2 protein-coding genes are annotated in these 18,744 nt (G+C 73.8%); both read right to left on the bottom strand.

Going from position 1 to position 18,744, the window contains the following annotated elements; genetic code table 11:
- Positions 1-27: 27 nt before the first annotated feature.
- Entirely contained in the window at positions 28-7,200 is a 7,173-nt protein-coding gene (locus HUT18_RS34245) for a type I polyketide synthase (RefSeq protein WP_303246559.1), read from the bottom strand.
- On the bottom strand, positions 7,187-18,670 hold the full coding sequence (locus HUT18_RS28280; protein WP_176103361.1) for a type I polyketide synthase: 11,484 nt from the start codon (positions 18,668-18,670) through the stop codon (positions 7,187-7,189). Before HUT18_RS28280 ends, HUT18_RS34245 begins: the two co-directional genes overlap by 14 nt.
- Positions 18,671-18,744: the final 74 nt, after the last annotated feature.

The following is an 18,744-nucleotide window of genomic DNA, read 5'->3' as shown; positions in this document are numbered from 1 at the left end:
CCCTCGCTCGCGGGCCCCGGACCGAAGTCAGGAGATGCCCAGCTCCTTGCTGATGAAGTCGATGACTTCCTCGTCGGTCGCCAGGTCGAGCCCGTCCGCGACGGTCGTCCCGTCGTCCTGTGCGCCTCCCGTTCCGTCCTGTGCGTCTCCCGTTCTGTCCTGTGCGGGTACGCGCTCGCCGTACCGCAGGGCGATCGTGCGCAGCCGGTCCGCCACCCGCTGCCGGTCTCCGTCGTCCAGTGGGGTCGCCGCCAGGTGGGCGGCCCAGTCGTCGAGCCGGTTGAGAACCGCATCGGCCGGTGAGCCCAGCCGCGACATCAGCTCGGCTTCGACGTACTCGGTGAGTGCGGCGGGGGTCGGGTGGTCGAACACCAGCGTGGTGGGCAGGGTCAGTCCGGTCGCGGCGCCCAGCCGGTTGCGCAGTTCCACGGCGGTGAGGGAGTCGAACCCGAGCTCCTGGAAGGGGCGTTGGGGTGCCACGTTCCCGGGCGCGGTGTGGCCGAGTACCAGCGCGACCTGACCGCGCACCAACTCCAGCACGGCCGCCCCGCGGTCCTCGGGCGCAAGGGTCGCCAGGCGTTCCAGGAGCGCGGCCGCCCGGCCCGGCACCGCCGCCGTCTCGCCGACCTGGGCCAGGCCGCGCAGCAGCGCGGGCAGCGTGCCGTCCTCGGCCGCGGCACGCAGTTCCTTCCGGTCGAGGCGGGCCGGCACCCATACGGGCCGGCCTGCGGCGAGCGCCTCGTCGAAGAGGGCGAGACCCTCCTCGGTGGACAGACCACCGGCATGTGTGTGCCCTGCCCGGTCCCGGCCCGTGGACGCCGACCGCGCTGCCGGTCCGGGCGGTGCGGGCAGCGAGGGCAGCCCGTGCCGCTCAGTCCGCCCGGCAACTCCCGGCGGTACGGGCCGCGTTGACTGTCCCGGAACGCCCGGCCGCGACGCCATTCCCCCGGCGTCGGACCATCGGCCCCAGGCCAGGGACGTGGCGGGGAGGCCGAGGTCGTGACGGTGTTCGGCCAGCGCGTCGAGGAAGGCGTTGGCGGCGGCGTAGTTCGCCTGGCCGTGGGCGCCGACGGTGCCCGCGGCGGAGGAGAAGACGACGAACGCGGCCAGGTCCGCGTCCCGGGTCAGTTCATGCAGGTGCCAGGCGCCGTCGGCCTTGGGCCCGAAGACCGTGTCGAGTCGGCCGGGCGACATCGATTCCAGAACGCCGTCGTCGAGTACTCCCGCCGCGTGCACCACGGCCGTCAGCGGATGTGCGGCCGGAACCGACGCCAACAGGTCCGCCACCGCTGCCCGGTCGGCCACGTCGCAGGCCACGGCCCGTACGGTCGTCGCACCCGCCGCGGTGAGCTCGGCGACGAGTTCCGCCGCGCCCTCCGCGTCCGGGCCACGGCGCCCGGCGAGTACAAGGTGCGCCACTCGGCGGGTACGCACCAGATGGCGGGCCACCTCCGCGCCGAGCCCGCCGCAACCACCGGTGATCAGGGCCGTCCCGGCGGGGTCCCACTCGGGAGGCATCGTCAGGACGACCTTGCCCACATGCCGGGCCTGGGCCAGGAACCGGAACGCGGCGGGTGCCTGCCGCACGTCCCACGCCGTCACCGGGACCGGCCGCAGCCGCCCTCGCTCGAACAGCTCGACGATCTCCGCCAGCATCACGGCGATACGCTCCGGCCCGGCATCCATCAGGTCGAACGCGCGGTAGGCGACGCCGTGTCGGGCCGCGACCTCGTCGGCGTCACGGACATCGGTCTTGCCCATCTCGACGAACCGGCCGCCCGGCCGCACCAGACGCAGCGAGGCGTCCGTCAACTCCCGCACCAGCGAGTTCAGCACCACGTCGATTCGACCGCCGCGCGGGCCGCTGCCGCCACCACTCAGCGCGGTGAACCGCTCCTCGAACTCCGCGGTACGGGAAGAGGCGAGATGCGCGTCGTCGATGCCGAGGGCGCGCACCGCGTCCCACTTGCCGGGACTGGCCGTCGCGTACACCTCGGCACCGAGATGCCGCGCCAACTGCACGGCGGCCATCCCCACACCGCCCGCCGCCGCGTGTACGAGCACCGACTCTCCGGGCCGTACGTCGGCCAGGTCCACCAGGCCCTCGTAGGCGGTGAGGAACGTGACGGGGACGGAGGCGGCCTGCGCGTACGACCAGCCCTGCGGAATCCGCGCGATCAGGCGGTGGTCGACGACGGCCACCGGGCCGAGGCAGCCCGCCGCGAGGCCGAACACCCGGTCCCCGGGGGCGAGTTCGCTGACCTCCGGTCCCACCTCGGTGACGACGCCCGCGATCTCGCCGCCCAGCGCCCGGCGGTCGGGCACCATGCCGAGGACCATCACGACGTCCCGGAAGTTGAGGCCCGCGGCACGCACCGCGACCCGGACCTTTCCCGGCGCGAGCGGCGCGGCGGCTTCCGGGCAGGGGGTGAGGACCAGGTCGTCGACGGTGTCGCCGCCCCGGTCGACCCGCCACTCCCGGACCCCTGCCGGAGGCACAAGCGCTCCCGGCGGCGTGCCGCGAGCCAGCCTGGGGACGAACACCCGGTCCGCACGGAGCGCGAGTTGGGGTTCCTCCGTCGCAGTCGCCGTCGCCGTCACCCCGGCCAGGGCGGCCGCCGATTCGGCCTCCCCGTCCACGTCGACGAGGAGGAACCGCCCCGGATGCTCCGCCTGCGCCGCACGGACCAGCCCCCAGACGGCGGCCGCCGCCACATCGGTGACCCGTTCGTCGGCCACGACGGACATCGCGCCACGGGTCACCACGACCAGCCGAGCCGAGTGCAGCCGGGACTCCGCGAGCCACGCCCGGAGCACGTCGAGCACATACCCGGCAAGGGACTTGGCGGCGCCTGCCCGATCGTCGGGGCCGCGCGCTGCTCCCTCGTCGAGTGGGTGGAGCAGGCTCCCGCCCCTTCCGGCTCCGGGTTCGGCTCCGCTGCCCGCTTCCACAGCCGCGTCCGTGCCCCGGCCGGGGGCGAAGGAGGGGGCGGGGTCGCTGTGGCACGGGAGGTACACCAGGTCCGGCGCGGGCGCACCGGAGGCGATCGCCGATACGAGCGCGCTGAGATCGGTGTGGGCGGTGGCCGCGAGGCGGTCTGCCAAGTCGCGGCCGTGGTCGCGGCCGTGGCCGTTGTCGCGGCCGTGCCCGTTGCCGAGTACGGCGAGGGTGGGGCGACTCGTGTCCGGCGCCGAAGGGACGGGAGCCTGCTCCACCCACTCGACGTGGAACAGGGTGTCGCGGGTACGGGTGGCCTTCAGTTGGTGCACGGAGACGGGGCGGGTGACAAGCGAGCCCGCCGAGGCGACCGGGGCGCCGTGTTCGTCCCACAGGGTGAGCGACACGGCGTCCGTTCCGGCCGGGGCCAGTCGCGCGCGCAGGACCGGCGTGCCCGCGCCCGCGCCGTGGAAGAACACGTCGTGCCACGCGAACGGCACCCGTACCTGCTGCTGCGCCTGCCCGCCCGCCGTCGACGTCTCCTGGTCGGCGATCTGCCCGGGGGCCTCCCCGGTGAGGAGTGCCGCGTGCAACGCGGCGTCGAACTGCGCCGGGTGGAGGCCGTATCCGTGCGCACCGGAGCGCGCCACGTCGGGCAGCACGATCTCGGCGAACACCGCGTCGCCGAGCCGCCAGGCCCGGGTGAGCCCCCGGAAGGCCGGGCCGTACGCGAAGCCCTCCCTCGCCATCCGCTCGTAGAACCCTTCGAGCGATACGGGCTCCGCGTCGGCGGGCGGCCACGCCTGACCGGGACCGGGTGGTGCGGCGACCGTCTCGGGGGCGAGCACACCACGCGCGTGGCACACCCATCCCGTTTCCGGTCCATCGGACCCTCCGGCGCCATCAGACCATCCGGCCCCATCGGACCCTCGGGCTCCATCAGGCCCTGCGGGTCCGTCCGGTGTGCCGGTCCGGGCGTCCTCGTCCTGTGAGTACACGCCCACCGGACGGTGGCCGTCGTCCCCCGCGGGTCCCACGCGTACCTGGAGTCGCAGGGCGCCGCGTTCGGGCAGTGCCAGCGGTGCCTCCTGGGTCAGCTCCAGCAGGCGGCGGCAGCCGGCCTCGGCCCCGGCGCGGAGCGCCATTTCGACGACGGCCGTACCGGGTACGAGTACGGCGCCGAGCATGACGTGGTCCGCGAGCCAGGCCTCGGTACGTCGTGACAGGACTCCGGTCAGTACGAGGCCCTGGGAGTCCGCCAAGTCCAACGAGGCGCCGAGCAGCGGGTGTTCGAGGCCGACGAGACCGACCGATGTCACCTCGGGGGTGTCGGAGCCCGCCGTGCTCCATGGGTAACGGCGGCGCTGGAAGGGGTAGGTGGGCAGATCCACCCTGCGGGCGCCGGTGTCGGTGAAGAAGCGAGGCCAGTCCACCGGTGCACCGTGGACGAAGGCCTCGGCCACCGCCGCGCGCACCGAGTCGGCCTCCGGGCGTCCGGCCCGGCCCGCCGGGATCAGCACCGCGCGGGTGTTCCGCGGTGCCTCGGCGAGGCAGTCCTGTGCCATCGCCGTCAGCGTCCCGGACGGCCCGACCTCCAGATACGTACGCATCCCCGCGGCGACCAGCCGACGCATCCCGTCCCGGAAACGCACGGTCTCCCGAGCGTGGCGCACCCAGTACTCCGGCGCGCACAGCTCGTCCTCGGTGGCGATGTCCCCGGTGACGTCCGAGACGATCGGAATGCCCGGCGGGTGGAAGGCCAGCGTCTTCACGACCCGGCCGAACTCCTCGAGCATTCCGGCCATGTGGGGAGAGTGGAAGGCATGGCTGACGCGAAGCCGTCGCGTCTTGCGCCCCTTGCCGCGCCAGCGCTCGGCGAGGTCGAGCACCGCGCGCTCGGCCCCCGACACCACGACCGATACGGGTCCGTTGACGGCGGCGAGGGCCAACCGCTCGGCGTCCGCGGCCACTTCGGGCAGGATCTCCGCCTCCGTGGCCTGCACCGCGACCATGGCACCGTCGCCGGGAACCTCCTGCATGAGACGGCCCCGCGCGGCGACCAGCGCGCATGCGTCCGGCAAGGACAGGACTCCCGAGACATGCGCGGCCGCCACTTCGCCGACGGAGTGGCCGAGCAGCAGGTCTGGGGTGAGCCCCCAGTGCGCGAGCAGCCGGAACAGCGCGACCTCGTACGCGAACAGCCCCGGCTGGGTGTAGGAGGTCCGCTCCAGGAGCGCCGCCGTCGGCGTCCCCTCGGTGGCGTACAGGACATCCCGCAGCGGCCGGTCGAGATACGGGTCCAGGTGGCCCGCGACCTCGTCGAGCGCCTCGGCGAACACCGGGAAGGCCTCGGCCAGTTCGCGCCCCATGCCCGCGCGCTGGCTCCCCTGCCCGGAGAAGAGGAACGCCCGCCCGCCCTCGGCGGTGGCGCCCTGCACCAGACCGGAAAGAGGGCGCTCCTCGGCCAGCGCCGTCAACCCCGCGAGCATCTCGTCCCGGTCGCGCGCCCACACCACGGCGCGTGTGTCGAGGGCCGCCCGCGTGGTGGCCAGGGACCAGCCGAGATCAGCGACACGCGCGCCGGGCCGGGAGCGGACGTGGTCGGTCAGCCGCTCCGCCTGATCCCGGAGTGCGCGTTCGCCACGCGCCGAGATCACCAGTGGTACGGGGGTCGGCAGTACGGGCGTCGGCAGCGCTGCGGGGGTCGGCGCTACAGAGGTCAACCGGGCATCCGTAGCGGTGGCGGCCGGATCCTCGGTCTCCCGCGAGGTGTCCGCGCCGGTCGGATCCGGATCCGGATCGGCGGCCCTCAGGGTGCCCGAACCGGCTGGACCCGGCTCAGCGTTGTCGGCTGAGGTGATCGACTCGCCGTCGCGCAGGGGCGCCTGTTCCAGGATCACGTGGGCGTTGGTGCCGCTGACGCCGAAGGAGGACACCCCGGCTCGGCGCGGACGGCCGGTGTGCGGCCACTCCCGCGCCTCGGTCAGCAGCCGGACCGCACCCGACGACCAGTCCACATGCGGCGTCGGCTCATCCACATGCAGCGTCGGCGGCAGCACACCATGCCGCATCGCCATGACCATTTTGATCAGCCCGGCGATACCCGCCGCGCCCTGGGTGTGGCCGAGGTTCGACTTGATCGACCCCAGCCACAACGGCCGCTCCACCGAACGCTCTTGACCGTACGTAGCGAGCAATGCCTGCGCCTCGATGGGATCGCCAAGCGTCGTACCCGTCCCGTGCGCCTCCACCACATCGATCAAATCCGCGGACAACCGCGCCGACGCCAACGCCTGCCGAATCACCCGCTGCTGCGAAGGACCATTAGGGGCCGTCAACCCATTCGACGCCCCGTCCTGATTCACCGCCGAACCCCGCACCACGGCCAGTACCGGATGCCCATTCCGCCGCGCATCCGACAACCGCTCCAACAGCACGAGCCCGACACCCTCACCCCACCCCGTACCATCCGCAGCCCCCGCGAACGCCTTGCACCGCCCATCCGCGGCAAGCCCCCGCTGACGACTGAACTCCACGAAGATTCCCGGAGTTGTCATCACCGCGGCGCCACCGGCGAGCGCCATGCCGCACTCGCGCTGCCGGAGTGACTGCACGGCGAGGTGCACCGCGGTCAACGACGCCGAGCACGCCGTGTCGACGGTCATCGCCGGACCTTCGAGGCCGAAGGTGTAGGCCAGGCGGCCCGACAGCACACTGGCGGCGCCCCCGGTGACGTGGTGCCCCTCGGCGCTCTCACCGGTTCCGCCCCCGCCGCCACTGGTCATGAGGACCGAGCCGACGAAGGCGCCGACAGCCTGGCCCTTCAGGCCGCCGGGGTCGACCCCGGCACGTTCGAAGGTCTCCCACGCGGTCTCCAGGAGGAGCCGCTGCTGGGGGTCCATCGCCGCCGCCTCGCGCGGGCTGATCCCGAACAGGTCCGCGTCGAACTCGGCGGCGTCGTCGAGGAAGGCGCCTTCGACGGCATAGGTGTGCCCGGGCCGGTCGGGATCCGGGTCGAAGAGTGCCTCGGTGCGCCAGCCCCGGTCGGTGGGGAAGGCCGAGACGGCGTCGGTTCCGTTGGCCACCAGCTCCCACAGGTCCGCCGCGGAGCGCACCCCTCCGGGGAAGCGGCAGCCCATCGCCACGATCGCCACCGGTTCGTGGGCCGCGGCCGTCAGTTCGCGCGTACGGGCGCGCAGCGATTCGACCTCCTTCAGCGAGGCCCGCAACGCCTCGACGAACCTCTCCTCACCGGCGGGCATGGTGGTCCTCCGTCTTCGCGTCCGTCGTCTGCGTCGCGTGCCTGTTCGTCACATGCGTCGCGTGCGCTTCGTCGTCCGGGCCGTTGGCCGGGTCCGGGTTTACGTCGTGGGGCTGGTCGTGGCCGTTGCTGCCACTCCCGATGCCGGTGCCGCTGCCCCTGCCCCTGCCGCTGCCGCTGCCGCCGTGCAGGCTGCCGTTGTTGAGCGCGACCGCCAACAGCGCCTCGGCGTCCATCGCGTCGATCGAGACGGGCCCCGGCCCGGAGCCGACCCCGTCGTCCTGTGCGTCCTGTGGTGGCACCAGCCCTACGGCCCCGCCCGCGAGCTCCAACAGGGTGTCGAGCAGGCCCGCGTCACGCAGTCGGGGCAGCGGGATGGCGGCCAGGGCCTCGCGCACCCGGCGCTCCGTGTCGCGCCGAGTCTCCGCCCCCGCTTCCGCTTCCGCGTCCCGGGGTGCCAGTTCCGCGGAGAGGTGCCCGGCAAGAGCCGTGGGCGTCGGGTGGTCGAAGACGAGCGTCGGAGGCAGCCGCAGGCCGGTGGCGCCGGTGAGCCGGTTGCGGAGTTCCACGGCCGTCAGCGAGTCGAAGCCGAGGTCCTTGAACGCCCGGTCCCGCCCGACCGCCTCCGCGGTCGGGTAGCCGAGGACCGCGGCGGTCTCCGAGTGGACCAGGTCGAGCAGTTGACGGCCGCGCTCGGCGGGAGGCAGGGCGGCCAGGCGTCGCCGCAGGGTCGCCGCGCCCGTGCCATGGGTGCCGCCGCGCCGCGCCGGAGCACGCACCAGACCCCGCAGCACCGAGGGCAGAGCCGCCTCTCGCGTACGAAGCGCGGACAGGTCGAGCCGCATGGGCAGTACCAGCGGCTCGCGCGCGGTGAGGGCGGTGTCGAAGAGGGCCAGGCCCTCCTCGGTCGACAGGGCCTGGACGCCGACGCGCGTCATCCGGGCCCGGTCGAGTGCGGCCGTCATGTCGCTGCTCTCCGCCCACAGCCCCCAGGCCAGCGACTGCGCGGGCAGCCCCGCACGGCGCCGACGCAGTACAAGGCCGTCCAGGAAGGCGTTGGCCGCCGCGTAGTTGGCCTGCCCGGCACTGCCCACAGTGGCCGCGGCCGAGGAGAAGACCACGAACGCGGCCGGGTCCGCGCCCCGGGTCAGCTCGTCCAAGTGGCACGCGCCGTCCACCTTGGGCCCGAAGACCCGGTCGACCGCCTCCGGCGTCAGCGCGGGCACCAATGCGTCGTCCAGGATCCCGGCCGCGTGCACCACGGCGGTGAGCGGGTGATCGGCGGGCACCGACTTCAGCAGCCCGGCCACCGCCTCACGGTCGCCGATGTCGCACGCCGCCCACGTCACCTCGGCGCCGTGCGCGAGCAGTTCGGCGGAGAGGAGCCGGGCTTCGCCGGTGTCGCCGCCGCTCCGGCCCACGAGCAGCAGCCGGCGTACACCGTGCGCGTCGACCAGATGCCGGACCACTGCACGCCCCAGGGTTCCGGAGGCTCCGGTCACAAGCACCGTGCCCCCGGGGTCCCACGCCGGGGCGGTGTCGTCGTCCGTCGGCGCCTCCGGGCTCACCGGGCTCGCCGGGTTCAAGGCCGCGCGTTCCAGACGGGGCACCATGATCCGGCCCTCGCGGAGGGCGAGTTGGGGCTCATCGGTGGTCAGGGCTTCGGCGAGCGCGGCGACGGACGCAGGGTGGCCGTCGAGGTCGGCGAGCACGAACCGGCCGGGGTCCTCCGCCTGGGCCGAGCGCACCAGACCCCAGAGCGCGGCGGCGGACGGGTCGCCGGGCGGCTCCCGGTCCGAGGTGGCGAGGGCGCCACGAGTGACCACGACGAGCCGTGCCGTGCCGCCCGGCTCCTCGGCGAGCCAGCCCTGGAGCAGGCCCAAGGCCCGACAGGTCAACTCCCGGGCGCGCGCCGCTTCATCGCTCCCGTCGCCCCCGTCGTACGGGTCCGTACCGAGTGCCACGAGGACGACATCCGGTTCCGGGACGCCGGAACCGATCGCCGTGCGAAATGCCGACAGATCGGGGAAGCGCCGTACGTCCTGGGGCAGACCGAGGTCGTCGTCACCGAGCAACGCCCAAGTGCCGGGCCCCGTCCCGGACGCAGCGGGCACGGGGGGCGCGGCGGGAGCAACAGCCGCGCCAGACGCGGCAGGTACGGCTGTCCAAGTGACCCGGAACAAGGAGTCGCGGTGGTCGCCCGCAGCGCGCAACTGCGCGGCGGAGACCGGGCGGGCCGCGAGCGAGCGTACGGTCACGGCGCACGTACCGTCGGCGTCCGCCACCACCACCGACACATCCCTGGACGCCCCGGCGGACACCCGGACGCGCACCGCGGGACCGCACGCCCCGTGGAAGGCGACGTCGTTCCAGGCGAAGGGCATCGCCGCCCGCTCGGGGTCGTCGCCCAGGGCGCGGAGCAGGCAGGAGTGCAGGGCCGCGTCGAGCAGCGCGGGATGGGCCAGGTAGCGGCCCGCCTCGGCACGCGACTCGTCGGGGAGTGCCGCTTCCGCGAAGATCTCGTCCCCCAACCGCCAAGCGGTCCGCAGGCCTTGGAACACGGGCCCGTAGGTGAGGCCGATCTCGCCGAGCCGTTCGTAGAAGTCGGTCAGATCGACGGGGACCGCCCCCACCGGCGGCCAGGTGCCGTCGAGCGCGGGCGGCGCCGAGGGCTCCGCGGCGGTGAGCGAGCCGCGGGCGTGGCATGTCCAGGAGTCGTGGGCGGGCGCGTCCTCGGGGCATGTGTGGAAGCCGACGGGCCGGGTGCCCTCCTCGTCCGGAGGACCGACCCGCACCTGGAGTCGCACGGCCCCGCCGTCGGCCAGGACCAGCGGCGTTTCCTGGATCAGCTCGTGAATGTGCGGGCAGCCGGTCTCGGCTCCGGCCAGGGCCGCCAGTTCCAGGAAGGCGGTGCCCGGCGCCACCACGGTGTCGCCGACGGCGTGGTCGGCGAGCCACGGATGCGTGTCCAGGGACCAACGGGCGGTGAAAACGGTCTCCGTGGAGTCGGCGAGTTCGACACGCGCGCCGAGCAGCGGATGGTCCGGACGGCCGAGGCCCGCCGCGGCCACATCACCGGCGCCGGAGGGTGCGTCGAGCCAGAACCTGCGGCGTTGGAAAGGATAGGTCGGCAGGTCCACGACGCGTGGCGCCCGGCCCGACCAGGCCCGGGACCAGTCGACGGCGACACCGCGCACATACGCCTCGGCGACCGACGTCAGGAAGCGTTCGGCTCCGCCCTGTTCGCGGCGCAGTGAGGCCACGGCCACGCCCGCTCGTCCGGGGCGCTCCTCCAGGACCTCCCGCAGGCCCATGGTGAGCATCGGGTGGGGACTGGTCTCGACGAGGACACCGAACCCCTGGGTGAGCAACTCCCGTACGGCGGGCTCGAATTGGACGGGTTCCCGGAGGTTCCGGTACCAGTACGCGCCGTCGAGCCCGGCCGTGTCATGGACCGCCCCGGTCAGCGTCGACACGAAGGCGATACGGCCCGGCCGGGGGCGGATCGGCGCGAGGTCGCGAAGGATCTGTTCGCGTACCGCTGCCACGTGCGGCGAGTGCGAGGCGTAGTCCACCGGGATCCGGCGCGCCCAGAGTCCGGTTCGCTCGCAGCGGGCGAGGAGTTCGTCCAGCGCGGCCGCGTCACCCGAAACCACCACCGACGCGGGCCCGTTGACCGCCGCGAGGGAGATACGCCCGCCCCAGTCCGTCGCCAGTTCCTCGGCCTCGGCCGACGTCGTCGCCAGCGAGACCATCCCGCCGTGTCCCGCGATCGCGGTCAGGGCCCGGCTGCGCAAGGCGACCACACGCGCGCCGTCGTCCAGGGACAGGCCGCCCGCGACACAGGCCGCGGCGATCTCCCCCTGCGAGTGCCCCACCACGGCGGCGGGTTCGACACCGTACGAACGCCACAGCTCCGCAAGGGAGACCATCACCGCCCACAGCGCGGGCTGCACCACGTCGACCCGTTCCGGGTCGACTTCCGCGGCCCGGCCCCGTACGACGTCGAGCACGGGCCAGTCGGTGTACGGCGCGAGAGCGTCGGCACACTCGGTCAAACGGTCCCGGAACACCGGCTCGGCGTCCCACAACTCCGCGGCCATTCCCGCCCATTGGGCCCCCTGGCCGGGAAACACGAAAACCGTCCTACCGGGATCGCCTGCCCCTCCCCTGACGACGGCAGAGCTCTCCCCTCCCTCCGCGACGGCGGACAGGGCGGAGAGCAGTGCTTCGCGGCTTCCTCCCAGGACCACGGCCCGGTGTTCCAGCGCGGCCCGCGTCGTCAGCAGCGAGTGGGCCAGATCGACGGGGTCGAGTTCCGGGTCGGCGGCCAGGTGCTCACGGAGCCTCGCCGCGCCCGCCCGCAGCGCGAGCTCGCTCCTGGCCGAGAGGGTCAACGGCACTGGCCTGTCGGTCACTTCGGCCTCTGCGTCTCGGCCCTCGGGTTGCGGCGTTCGCGAACCGTCGCTGGCCGAAGCCGCCGGAGCCTGCTCCAGTACGACGTGTGCGTTGGTGCCGCTGATGCCGAACGACGAGACCGCGGCCCGCCGGGGCCGCCCCGCCACCGGCCAGGGGCGTGCTTCGGTCAGCAGCTCCACCGCGCCGGCGGACCAGTCGACGTGCGGCGACGGCGCGTCCACGTGCAGTGTCCGGGGCAGCACGCCCCGTCGCAGCGCCATCACCATCTTGATGACGCCCGCGACGCCCGCCGCCGCCTGCGGATGCCCCAGGTTCGACTTGACGGAGCCCAGCCACAGCGGCCGGTCCGCGGGGCGCCCCCTGCCGTACGTCGCGAGGAGCGCCTGCGCCTCGATCGGATCGCCCAACGTGGTGCCCGTGCCGTGCGCCTCGACCACGTCCACGTCGGACGCCGCGAGCCGGGCCCCGGCCAGGGCCTGGGTGATCACCCGTTCCTGAGCAGGGCCGTTGGGGGCGGTCAGTCCGTTGCTCGCCCCGTCCTGGTTGACCGCGGAGCCCCGTACGACGGCGAGTACGCGATGCCCGTCGCGCACCGCGTCCGACAGGCGCTCGACGAGGAGCACACCGGCGCCCTCACCCCACACCGTGCCGTCCGCGGCGGCCGCGAACGGCTTGCAGCGGGCGTCGGCGGCCAGCGCGCCCTGCCTGCTGAACTCGGTGAAGGCGTTCGGCGAGCACATCACGGTGACCCCGCCCGCGAGCGCGAGGTCGCAGTCACCGGCGCGCAGTGCCCGCGCGGCCAGGTGCAGCGCCACCAGCGACGACGAACAGGCGGTGTCCACCGTGACGGCCGGGCCCTCGAACCCGAAGGTGTACGCGATGCGGCCGGTGGCGACACTGCCGGACCCGCCCGTGCCGAGATACCCGGCCTCGTCGTCCGTGATCGTCCCGAGCCGCGCGGTGTAGTCGTGGTACATCAGCCCGGCGAACACCCCGGTGCGGCTGCCGCGCAGCGCCCCCGGATCGAGGCCCGCGCGCTCCAGCGCCTCCCAGGAGATCTCGAGCAGGAGCCGCTGCTGCGGGTCCATCGCCACCGCCTCGCGCGGGCTGATGCCGAAGAACTCGGGGTCGAACTGCGCGACGTCCCGCAGGAACCCGCCTTCCGCCGCGAAGGCGCCGGTGCCGAGCGACCAGCCGCGGTCGGTGGGGAAGCCGGAGATCGCGTCGGCACCCCGGTCGACCAGGTCCCACAGGTCCTCCGGCGAACCGATGCCGCCCGGGAACCGGCAGGCCATGCCCACGACCGCGATCGGCTCGTCGGCCCCGGTCGTGCCGCGTACCGCCGGGGCCGACGGTACGCGGCTGCGCGAGTCCTGCCCGGTCAGCCGCTCGAGTACGTACTCGGCGAGTGCCTGCGGCGTCGGACGGTCGAAGACGAGAGTGGCCGGCAGCCGGAGCCCGGTCAGCCGCGTCAGGCGGTTGCGCAGCTCCACCGCCGTGAGCGAGTCGAAGCCCAACTCCTTGAACGCACGCCCGGGTTCGACCACCGTCTCGTCCGCGTGTCCCAGGACGGCCGAGGCCTGGGCCCGCACAATGTCCAGGACTCGCGCGGCCCGGTCCCTCGGGTCGAGGTCGGCGAGCTCGCGTCCCAGTGCGGAGTCCCCGTCGGTACCCACCGCCGCCCGCCGCGCCGGTGGCCGCACCAGCCCCCGCAGCAGCGCGGGGACTCCGTCGGTCCCGGACCTGGCACGTACGGCCGCGAGGTCCAGACGGGCGGGGACGACCACGGACCGTCCCGAAGCGAGGCCCGCGTCGAACAGGGCGACGCCCTCCCGCGCGGTCAGCCCTGTCACCCCGGCGCGGCTCATCCGGTCACGGTCCGACTCCGACATCCGCCCGGTCATCGCGCTGGTCTCGGCCCACAACCCCCAGGCCAGCGAGAGCGCGGGCAGCCCCATCGAGCGTCGGACGCCGACGAACGCGTCGAGGAAGGCGTTCGCCGCCGCGTAACCGCCCTGCCCCGCGGCGCCGAACACGCCCGCGCCCGAGGAGAACACGACGAACGCGGAGAGGTCCAAGTCCCGGGTGAGTACGTGCAGGTTGACCACCGCGTCGACCTTCGGCCGGAACACCGTGTCGATCCGCTCGGGCGAAAGCGACGCAATGATCCCGTCGTCCAGCACCCCGCCCGCGTGCACCACACCGCGCAGCGGATGCTCGGCCGGAACCCGCGCGAGGACCTCCGCGAGGGCCGCGCGGTCCCCCGCATCGCAGGCCTCCCAGCGCACCGACACACCCAAGTCGGCCAATTCCGCGCCCAGTTCGGCGGCTTCGGGTGCCTCGGCCCCACGGCGGCTCACCAGCAACAGGCGCCGCACGCCACGTGCCTCTACGAGATGACGGGTCACGGCACGGCCGAGGACGCCGGAGGCACCGGTGACCAGGACTGTGCCGTCGCTGTGGAAGGCATCGGAGCCGTGGAAGGCGCCGGTGGCGAGGACGGTGTCCGGGCCCTCTCCCAATGGTGCAGGTGAGCCGATTGGTGGAGAGGGCGAGCCAGACGGGCTGATCGCGAGGGGCTGGTTGGATTCGTTGGGCTGGTTGGACTGGTTGGCCTGCGTAGGCAGGTTGGACAGGCTGACCGAACTCGCGGGCGCCTTGGGCCCGGGATCCCGGTGGCCCCCCAGAGCGGACACCCGCCCGAGCCTGGGAACCAGAGCCTCCCCCGACCGCAGCGCCACCTGCGGCTCCGCGCCCTCGTCGGCGACGACGGCAGGCAGGGCTTGGGCCGAGGGCTCCGTACCGTCCCAGTCGACCAGGACCACCCGGTCCGGGTTCTCCGCCTGCGCCGAGCGCAGCAGACCCCAGACCGCGGCGAGGGCCGGATCGGCCCTCTCGTCGTCGCGCACCGCGACGGCGCCCCGGGTCACCACCACGAGGCGGGCGGATGCGGCCCGTTCGTCGCCGATCCACTCCTGAATCAACGCCAGCGCTGCGACGACAGCGTCCCGAGTGGCGGCGGGAAGCAATTCGTCCGCGCCGGGTGGGGGCGTCGGCAGCGCCACAAGTACCGCGTCCGGCACCTCAGGTGCCGCGGTCACCGCCGCCAAGTCCGCCTCCCGGCGCACCTGAACACCGCTCGCTTCGAGCGCCCGAGCAAGCACGCCTGCTTCCCCGACCACCGCCCACGACTCCGGCTGCCCGACGGCCGCACCCGCCCTCGGCGGTCCGAACGCCCCTGCTCCCGCCGCCCGTACCCAGTCGACGGCGAACAGCGAGTCCGTCGGCCCGGCAGGCGCGGACCGGAGACGGTCGAGTGCCACCGGCCGCAGGGCGAGCGACTCAACGGAGACCACAGGTGCTCCGGTCGCGTCGGCGGCCTCCAGGGCGACCGCGTCGGGGCCCGCCGAACTGATCCGTACCCGCAGCCGGTTGGCGCCGACCGCGTGGATCCGCACGCCGGACCACGAGAAGGGAAGGCGGGGTCCCGGGTCGGCGTCCGCCGCCGTCTCCCCCACCGCGCCCGTCGCGGCCCGGCCGACGGCCGCCGCATGCATCGCGGCATCCAGGAGCGCCGGGTGCACCACGAATCCGTCGGTGGCGCCGTCCTCCGGGAGCACGACCTCGGCGAAGATCTCCTCCCCTTGCTGCCAGGCGGCCCGCAGGCCCCGGAACGCGGGTCCGTACCGCAGCGACTGCGCCGCCAGATCCTCGTACGTCCCCTCCACGGGCAGGGGTTCGGCACCGGGCGGCGGCCATGCGTCCAGGACCGCGCCGCCGTGCCGGGCGCTCCTCCCGGCCAGTGTTCCGGCGGCCTGCCTGGTCCACGGCGCCTCCGGCGCGGCCTCGGACCGTGCGTGGAAGGTGATCGGGCGGCTCCCCGCCGTGTCGGCGGGGCCGACCACGGCGCGCAACTGAACCCCGCCGCGGGGAGGCAGAACGAGCGGCGCCTCCAGGGTCAGTTCCGCCACCTCAGCGCAGCCGACCTGCTCGGCGGCCCGAACGGCCAGTTCCAGAAAGGCCGTTCCCGGCAACAGGACGAGGTCGTCGACCGCGTGGTCGCCCAGCCAGGAGTGCGTGTCCCGGGACAGCCGCCCGGTGAGAAGAACTCCGCCCGAGTCGGGAAGGTCGGCGACCGCGCCCCACCAGGGGTGGTCCAGCGGGCTCAGCCCGACCGAACCGACGTCACCGGCGGGCGGGGTGGCATCGAGCCAGTAGCGCTGCCGCTCGAACGCGTACGTGGGCAGCGCCACGCGGCGGACGTCGGCCCCGGCGAAGACCTTCTCCCAGTCGGGAGACCGGCCGCCCGCGTGCACCTCGCCCAGGGAGAGGAGGAAGCGGTCGAGTCCACCGTCGTCGCGGTGCAGTGTGCCCGTCACGAGCGCGTCCCGGCCCAAGTGGCCGAGGGTCTCGGTCAGGCCGAGGGCGAGCACGGGGTGCGGGCTGCACTCCACGAACGTGCCGTGTCCGGTGGTGGCGAGACGGTCCACCACGTCCGACAGCCGGACCGTGCGCCGCAGGTTCTGATACCAGTACTCGGCCGTCAGCTGCTCGCCCGCCACCACGTTGCCCGTGACCGTCGAGTACAGCGGCAGCTCGCCCGCGCGGGGGCGGATCCCGGCCAACTGCTCGCGGAGTTCCGTGCGCAGCAGTTCCACCTGTGGCGAGTGCGACGCGTAGTCCACCGCGATACGCCGGGCCCGTACGCCCTCCCGCTCGCAGCTCCCCATCAACTCGTCGAGCGCCCGCGGATCTCCGGAAAGCACAACGGAGGAAGGGCCGTTCACGGCGGCGAGCGAGAGCCGTCCCGCGAACTCCGCGAGGCGTGTGCGGATTTCGGCCACCGGGGCCGTCACGGAGACCATGCCACCCGCCCCGGTCAGCTGCTCGGCGATCAACCGGGACCGCAGGGCCACGATCCGGGCACCGTCGTCGAGCGACAGCGAGCCCGCGACGCATGCCGCGGCGATCTCACCCTGCGAGTGCCCGACCACAGCGGCCGGTTCGACACCGTACGAACGCCACAGCTCCGCAAGGGACACCAGTACGGCCCACAGCACCGGCTGGACGACATCGACGCGGTCGGCACGGTCCTTCACGGCGTCGTCGGCGCGACCGAGCACCACGTCGCACAGCGACCAGTCGACGTACGGGTCCAGGGCTGTCGCACAGTCCCGCATCCGCTCGCGGAAGACGGGGGACGAGTTCCAGAGCGCCACGGCCATACCGGCCCACTGGGAGCCCTGGCCCGGGAACACGAAGACCGTCCGGCCCGGGTCGCCTGCCACGCCCTCGACGAGGTTCGCGCGGGGTCGGCCGTCGGCCAGCGCCGAGACTCCGTCCAGAAGTTCGCCGGGGTGGCGGCCCACCACGACGGCCCGGTGCGTCAGCGGCGCACGCGTGGTCGCCAGTGCGTGGGCCACGTCGACCGCGCGCAGGCCGGCATGCGCCGTCACGTGCTCCCGCAACCGGGCCGCCTGCGCACGCAGCGCCTCGGCGCTCCCCGCGGACAGCACCCATGGCACGGGAACGCCAGCGGTGCCCGCCTCCTGATCTGCCGTCCCGGTCGGAGCCGTCTCGGTCGGAGCCGTCTCGGTCGCGGCCGTCCCGGTCGGACCCGTCTCGGCTCGGGTGTCGCTCTCCTGTGCCTCGTCGGCGGCTTCGAGGATGACGTGCGCGTTCGTACCGCTGATGCCGAACGACGAGACCCCCGCCCGCCGGGGGCGACCGGTGTCCGGCCAAGGCCGGGACGTGGTCAGGAGGTTCACGGTGTCCGCGGACCAGTCGACGTGCGGGGTGGGGGTGTCGATGTGCAGGGTCCGAGGCAGCAGCCCGTGCCGCAGCGCCATGACCGTCTTCATGACGCCCGCGATGCCCGCGGCGGCCTGGGTGTGGCCGATGTTCGACTTCAACGACCCGAGCCACAGCGGCCGTTCCGGGGCACGGTCCTGCCCGTACGTCGCGAGGATCGCCTGTGCCTCGATGGGGTCGCCGAGGCGTGTCCCCGTTCCGTGCGCCTCCACCGCGTCGACGTCGGCCCCCGTGAGTCCGGCGCCCGCGAGAGCCGCGCGGATCACACGCTGCTGCGAGGGGCCGTTGGGCGCGGTGAGTCCGTTCGAGGCGCCGTCCTGGTTGACGGCACTGCCACGGACGACGGCCAGTACGGGATGCCCGTGCCGCCGCGCGTCCGCGAGCCGCTCCACCAGGACGACTCCCACGCCCTCGGCGAGCCCGGTGCCGTCGGCCCGGCCCGCGAACGCCTTGCACCGGCCGTCCGGTGACAGCACACGCTGCCTGCTGAACTCCAGAAGCGTGGCCGGGGTCGACATCAGAGTGACCCCACCGGCCAGGGCGAGGTCGCACTCGCGGTTCCGCAGTGCCTGTACGGCGAGGTGAAGTGCCACCAGGGACGAGGAGCAGGCCGTGTCGAGGGTGACCGCCGGGCCTTCGAGTCCGAAGGTGTAGGCGACCCGTCCCGAGGCGACGCTCGCCGCGCGTCCGGTCTCAAGGCGGCCCTCGTGCTCCGAGAGTGTGCCGGGCAGCCGCGCCGTGTAGTCCTGCCCCATCATCCCGGTGAAGACCCCGGTCCGGCTGCCGCGCACCGCGGCCGGCGCGAGGCCCGCCCGCTCGAACGTCTCCCAGGAAACCTCCAGGAGGAGCCGCTGCTGCGGGTCCATCACCAGTGCGTCACGCGGGCTGATCTCGAACAGGGCCGCGTCGAACGACGCGATGTCGTCGACGAATCCGCCCTCGCGCGCATAGCAGGCGCCCACCCGGTCGGGGTCCGGGTGATAGAGACCCTCGACGTCCCAGCCCCGGTCCCCGGGAAGCGCGCCGACCCCGTCCTCCCCCGAGGCGACCAAGCGCCACAGGTCCTCGGGCGAGGTGACACCCCCGGGGAAACGGCACGCCATCGACACCAGCGCGACCGGCTCCCGGCTCGCCGCCTCGGCGAGCCGGAGACGCTCGCGCGTCCTGCCCAACTCGGCCGAGAGACGCTTGAGATAGTCCAGCGTCCTGTCGTCATGGGTGTCGTAGGAGTCGTGGGTCATGTCGAACGTGCTGCCCTTCCGGCACAGTTGGGGGACCTCGTGAGCCCGGGGGTGGCGCGGAAGCCGGACCGCAC

The sequence above is a fragment of the Streptomyces sp. NA04227 genome, assembly GCF_013364195.1.
In the GTDB taxonomy this organism is placed as follows: Bacteria; Actinomycetota; Actinomycetes; order Streptomycetales; family Streptomycetaceae; genus Streptomyces.
The sequence above is the reverse complement of the archived record's forward strand: the minus strand, read 5'-3'. Positions and strand labels throughout refer to the sequence as shown.

Bases quoted from the DNA above. Each gene is read 5' to 3' on its own strand.
- HUT18_RS34245 (WP_303246559.1), bottom strand. From the start codon at position 7,200: ATGCCCGCCGGTGAGGAGAGGTTCGTCGAGGCGTTGCGGGCCTCGCTG.
- HUT18_RS28280 (WP_176103361.1), bottom strand. From the start codon at position 18,670: ATGACCCACGACTCCTACGACACCCATGACGACAGGACGCTGGACTAT.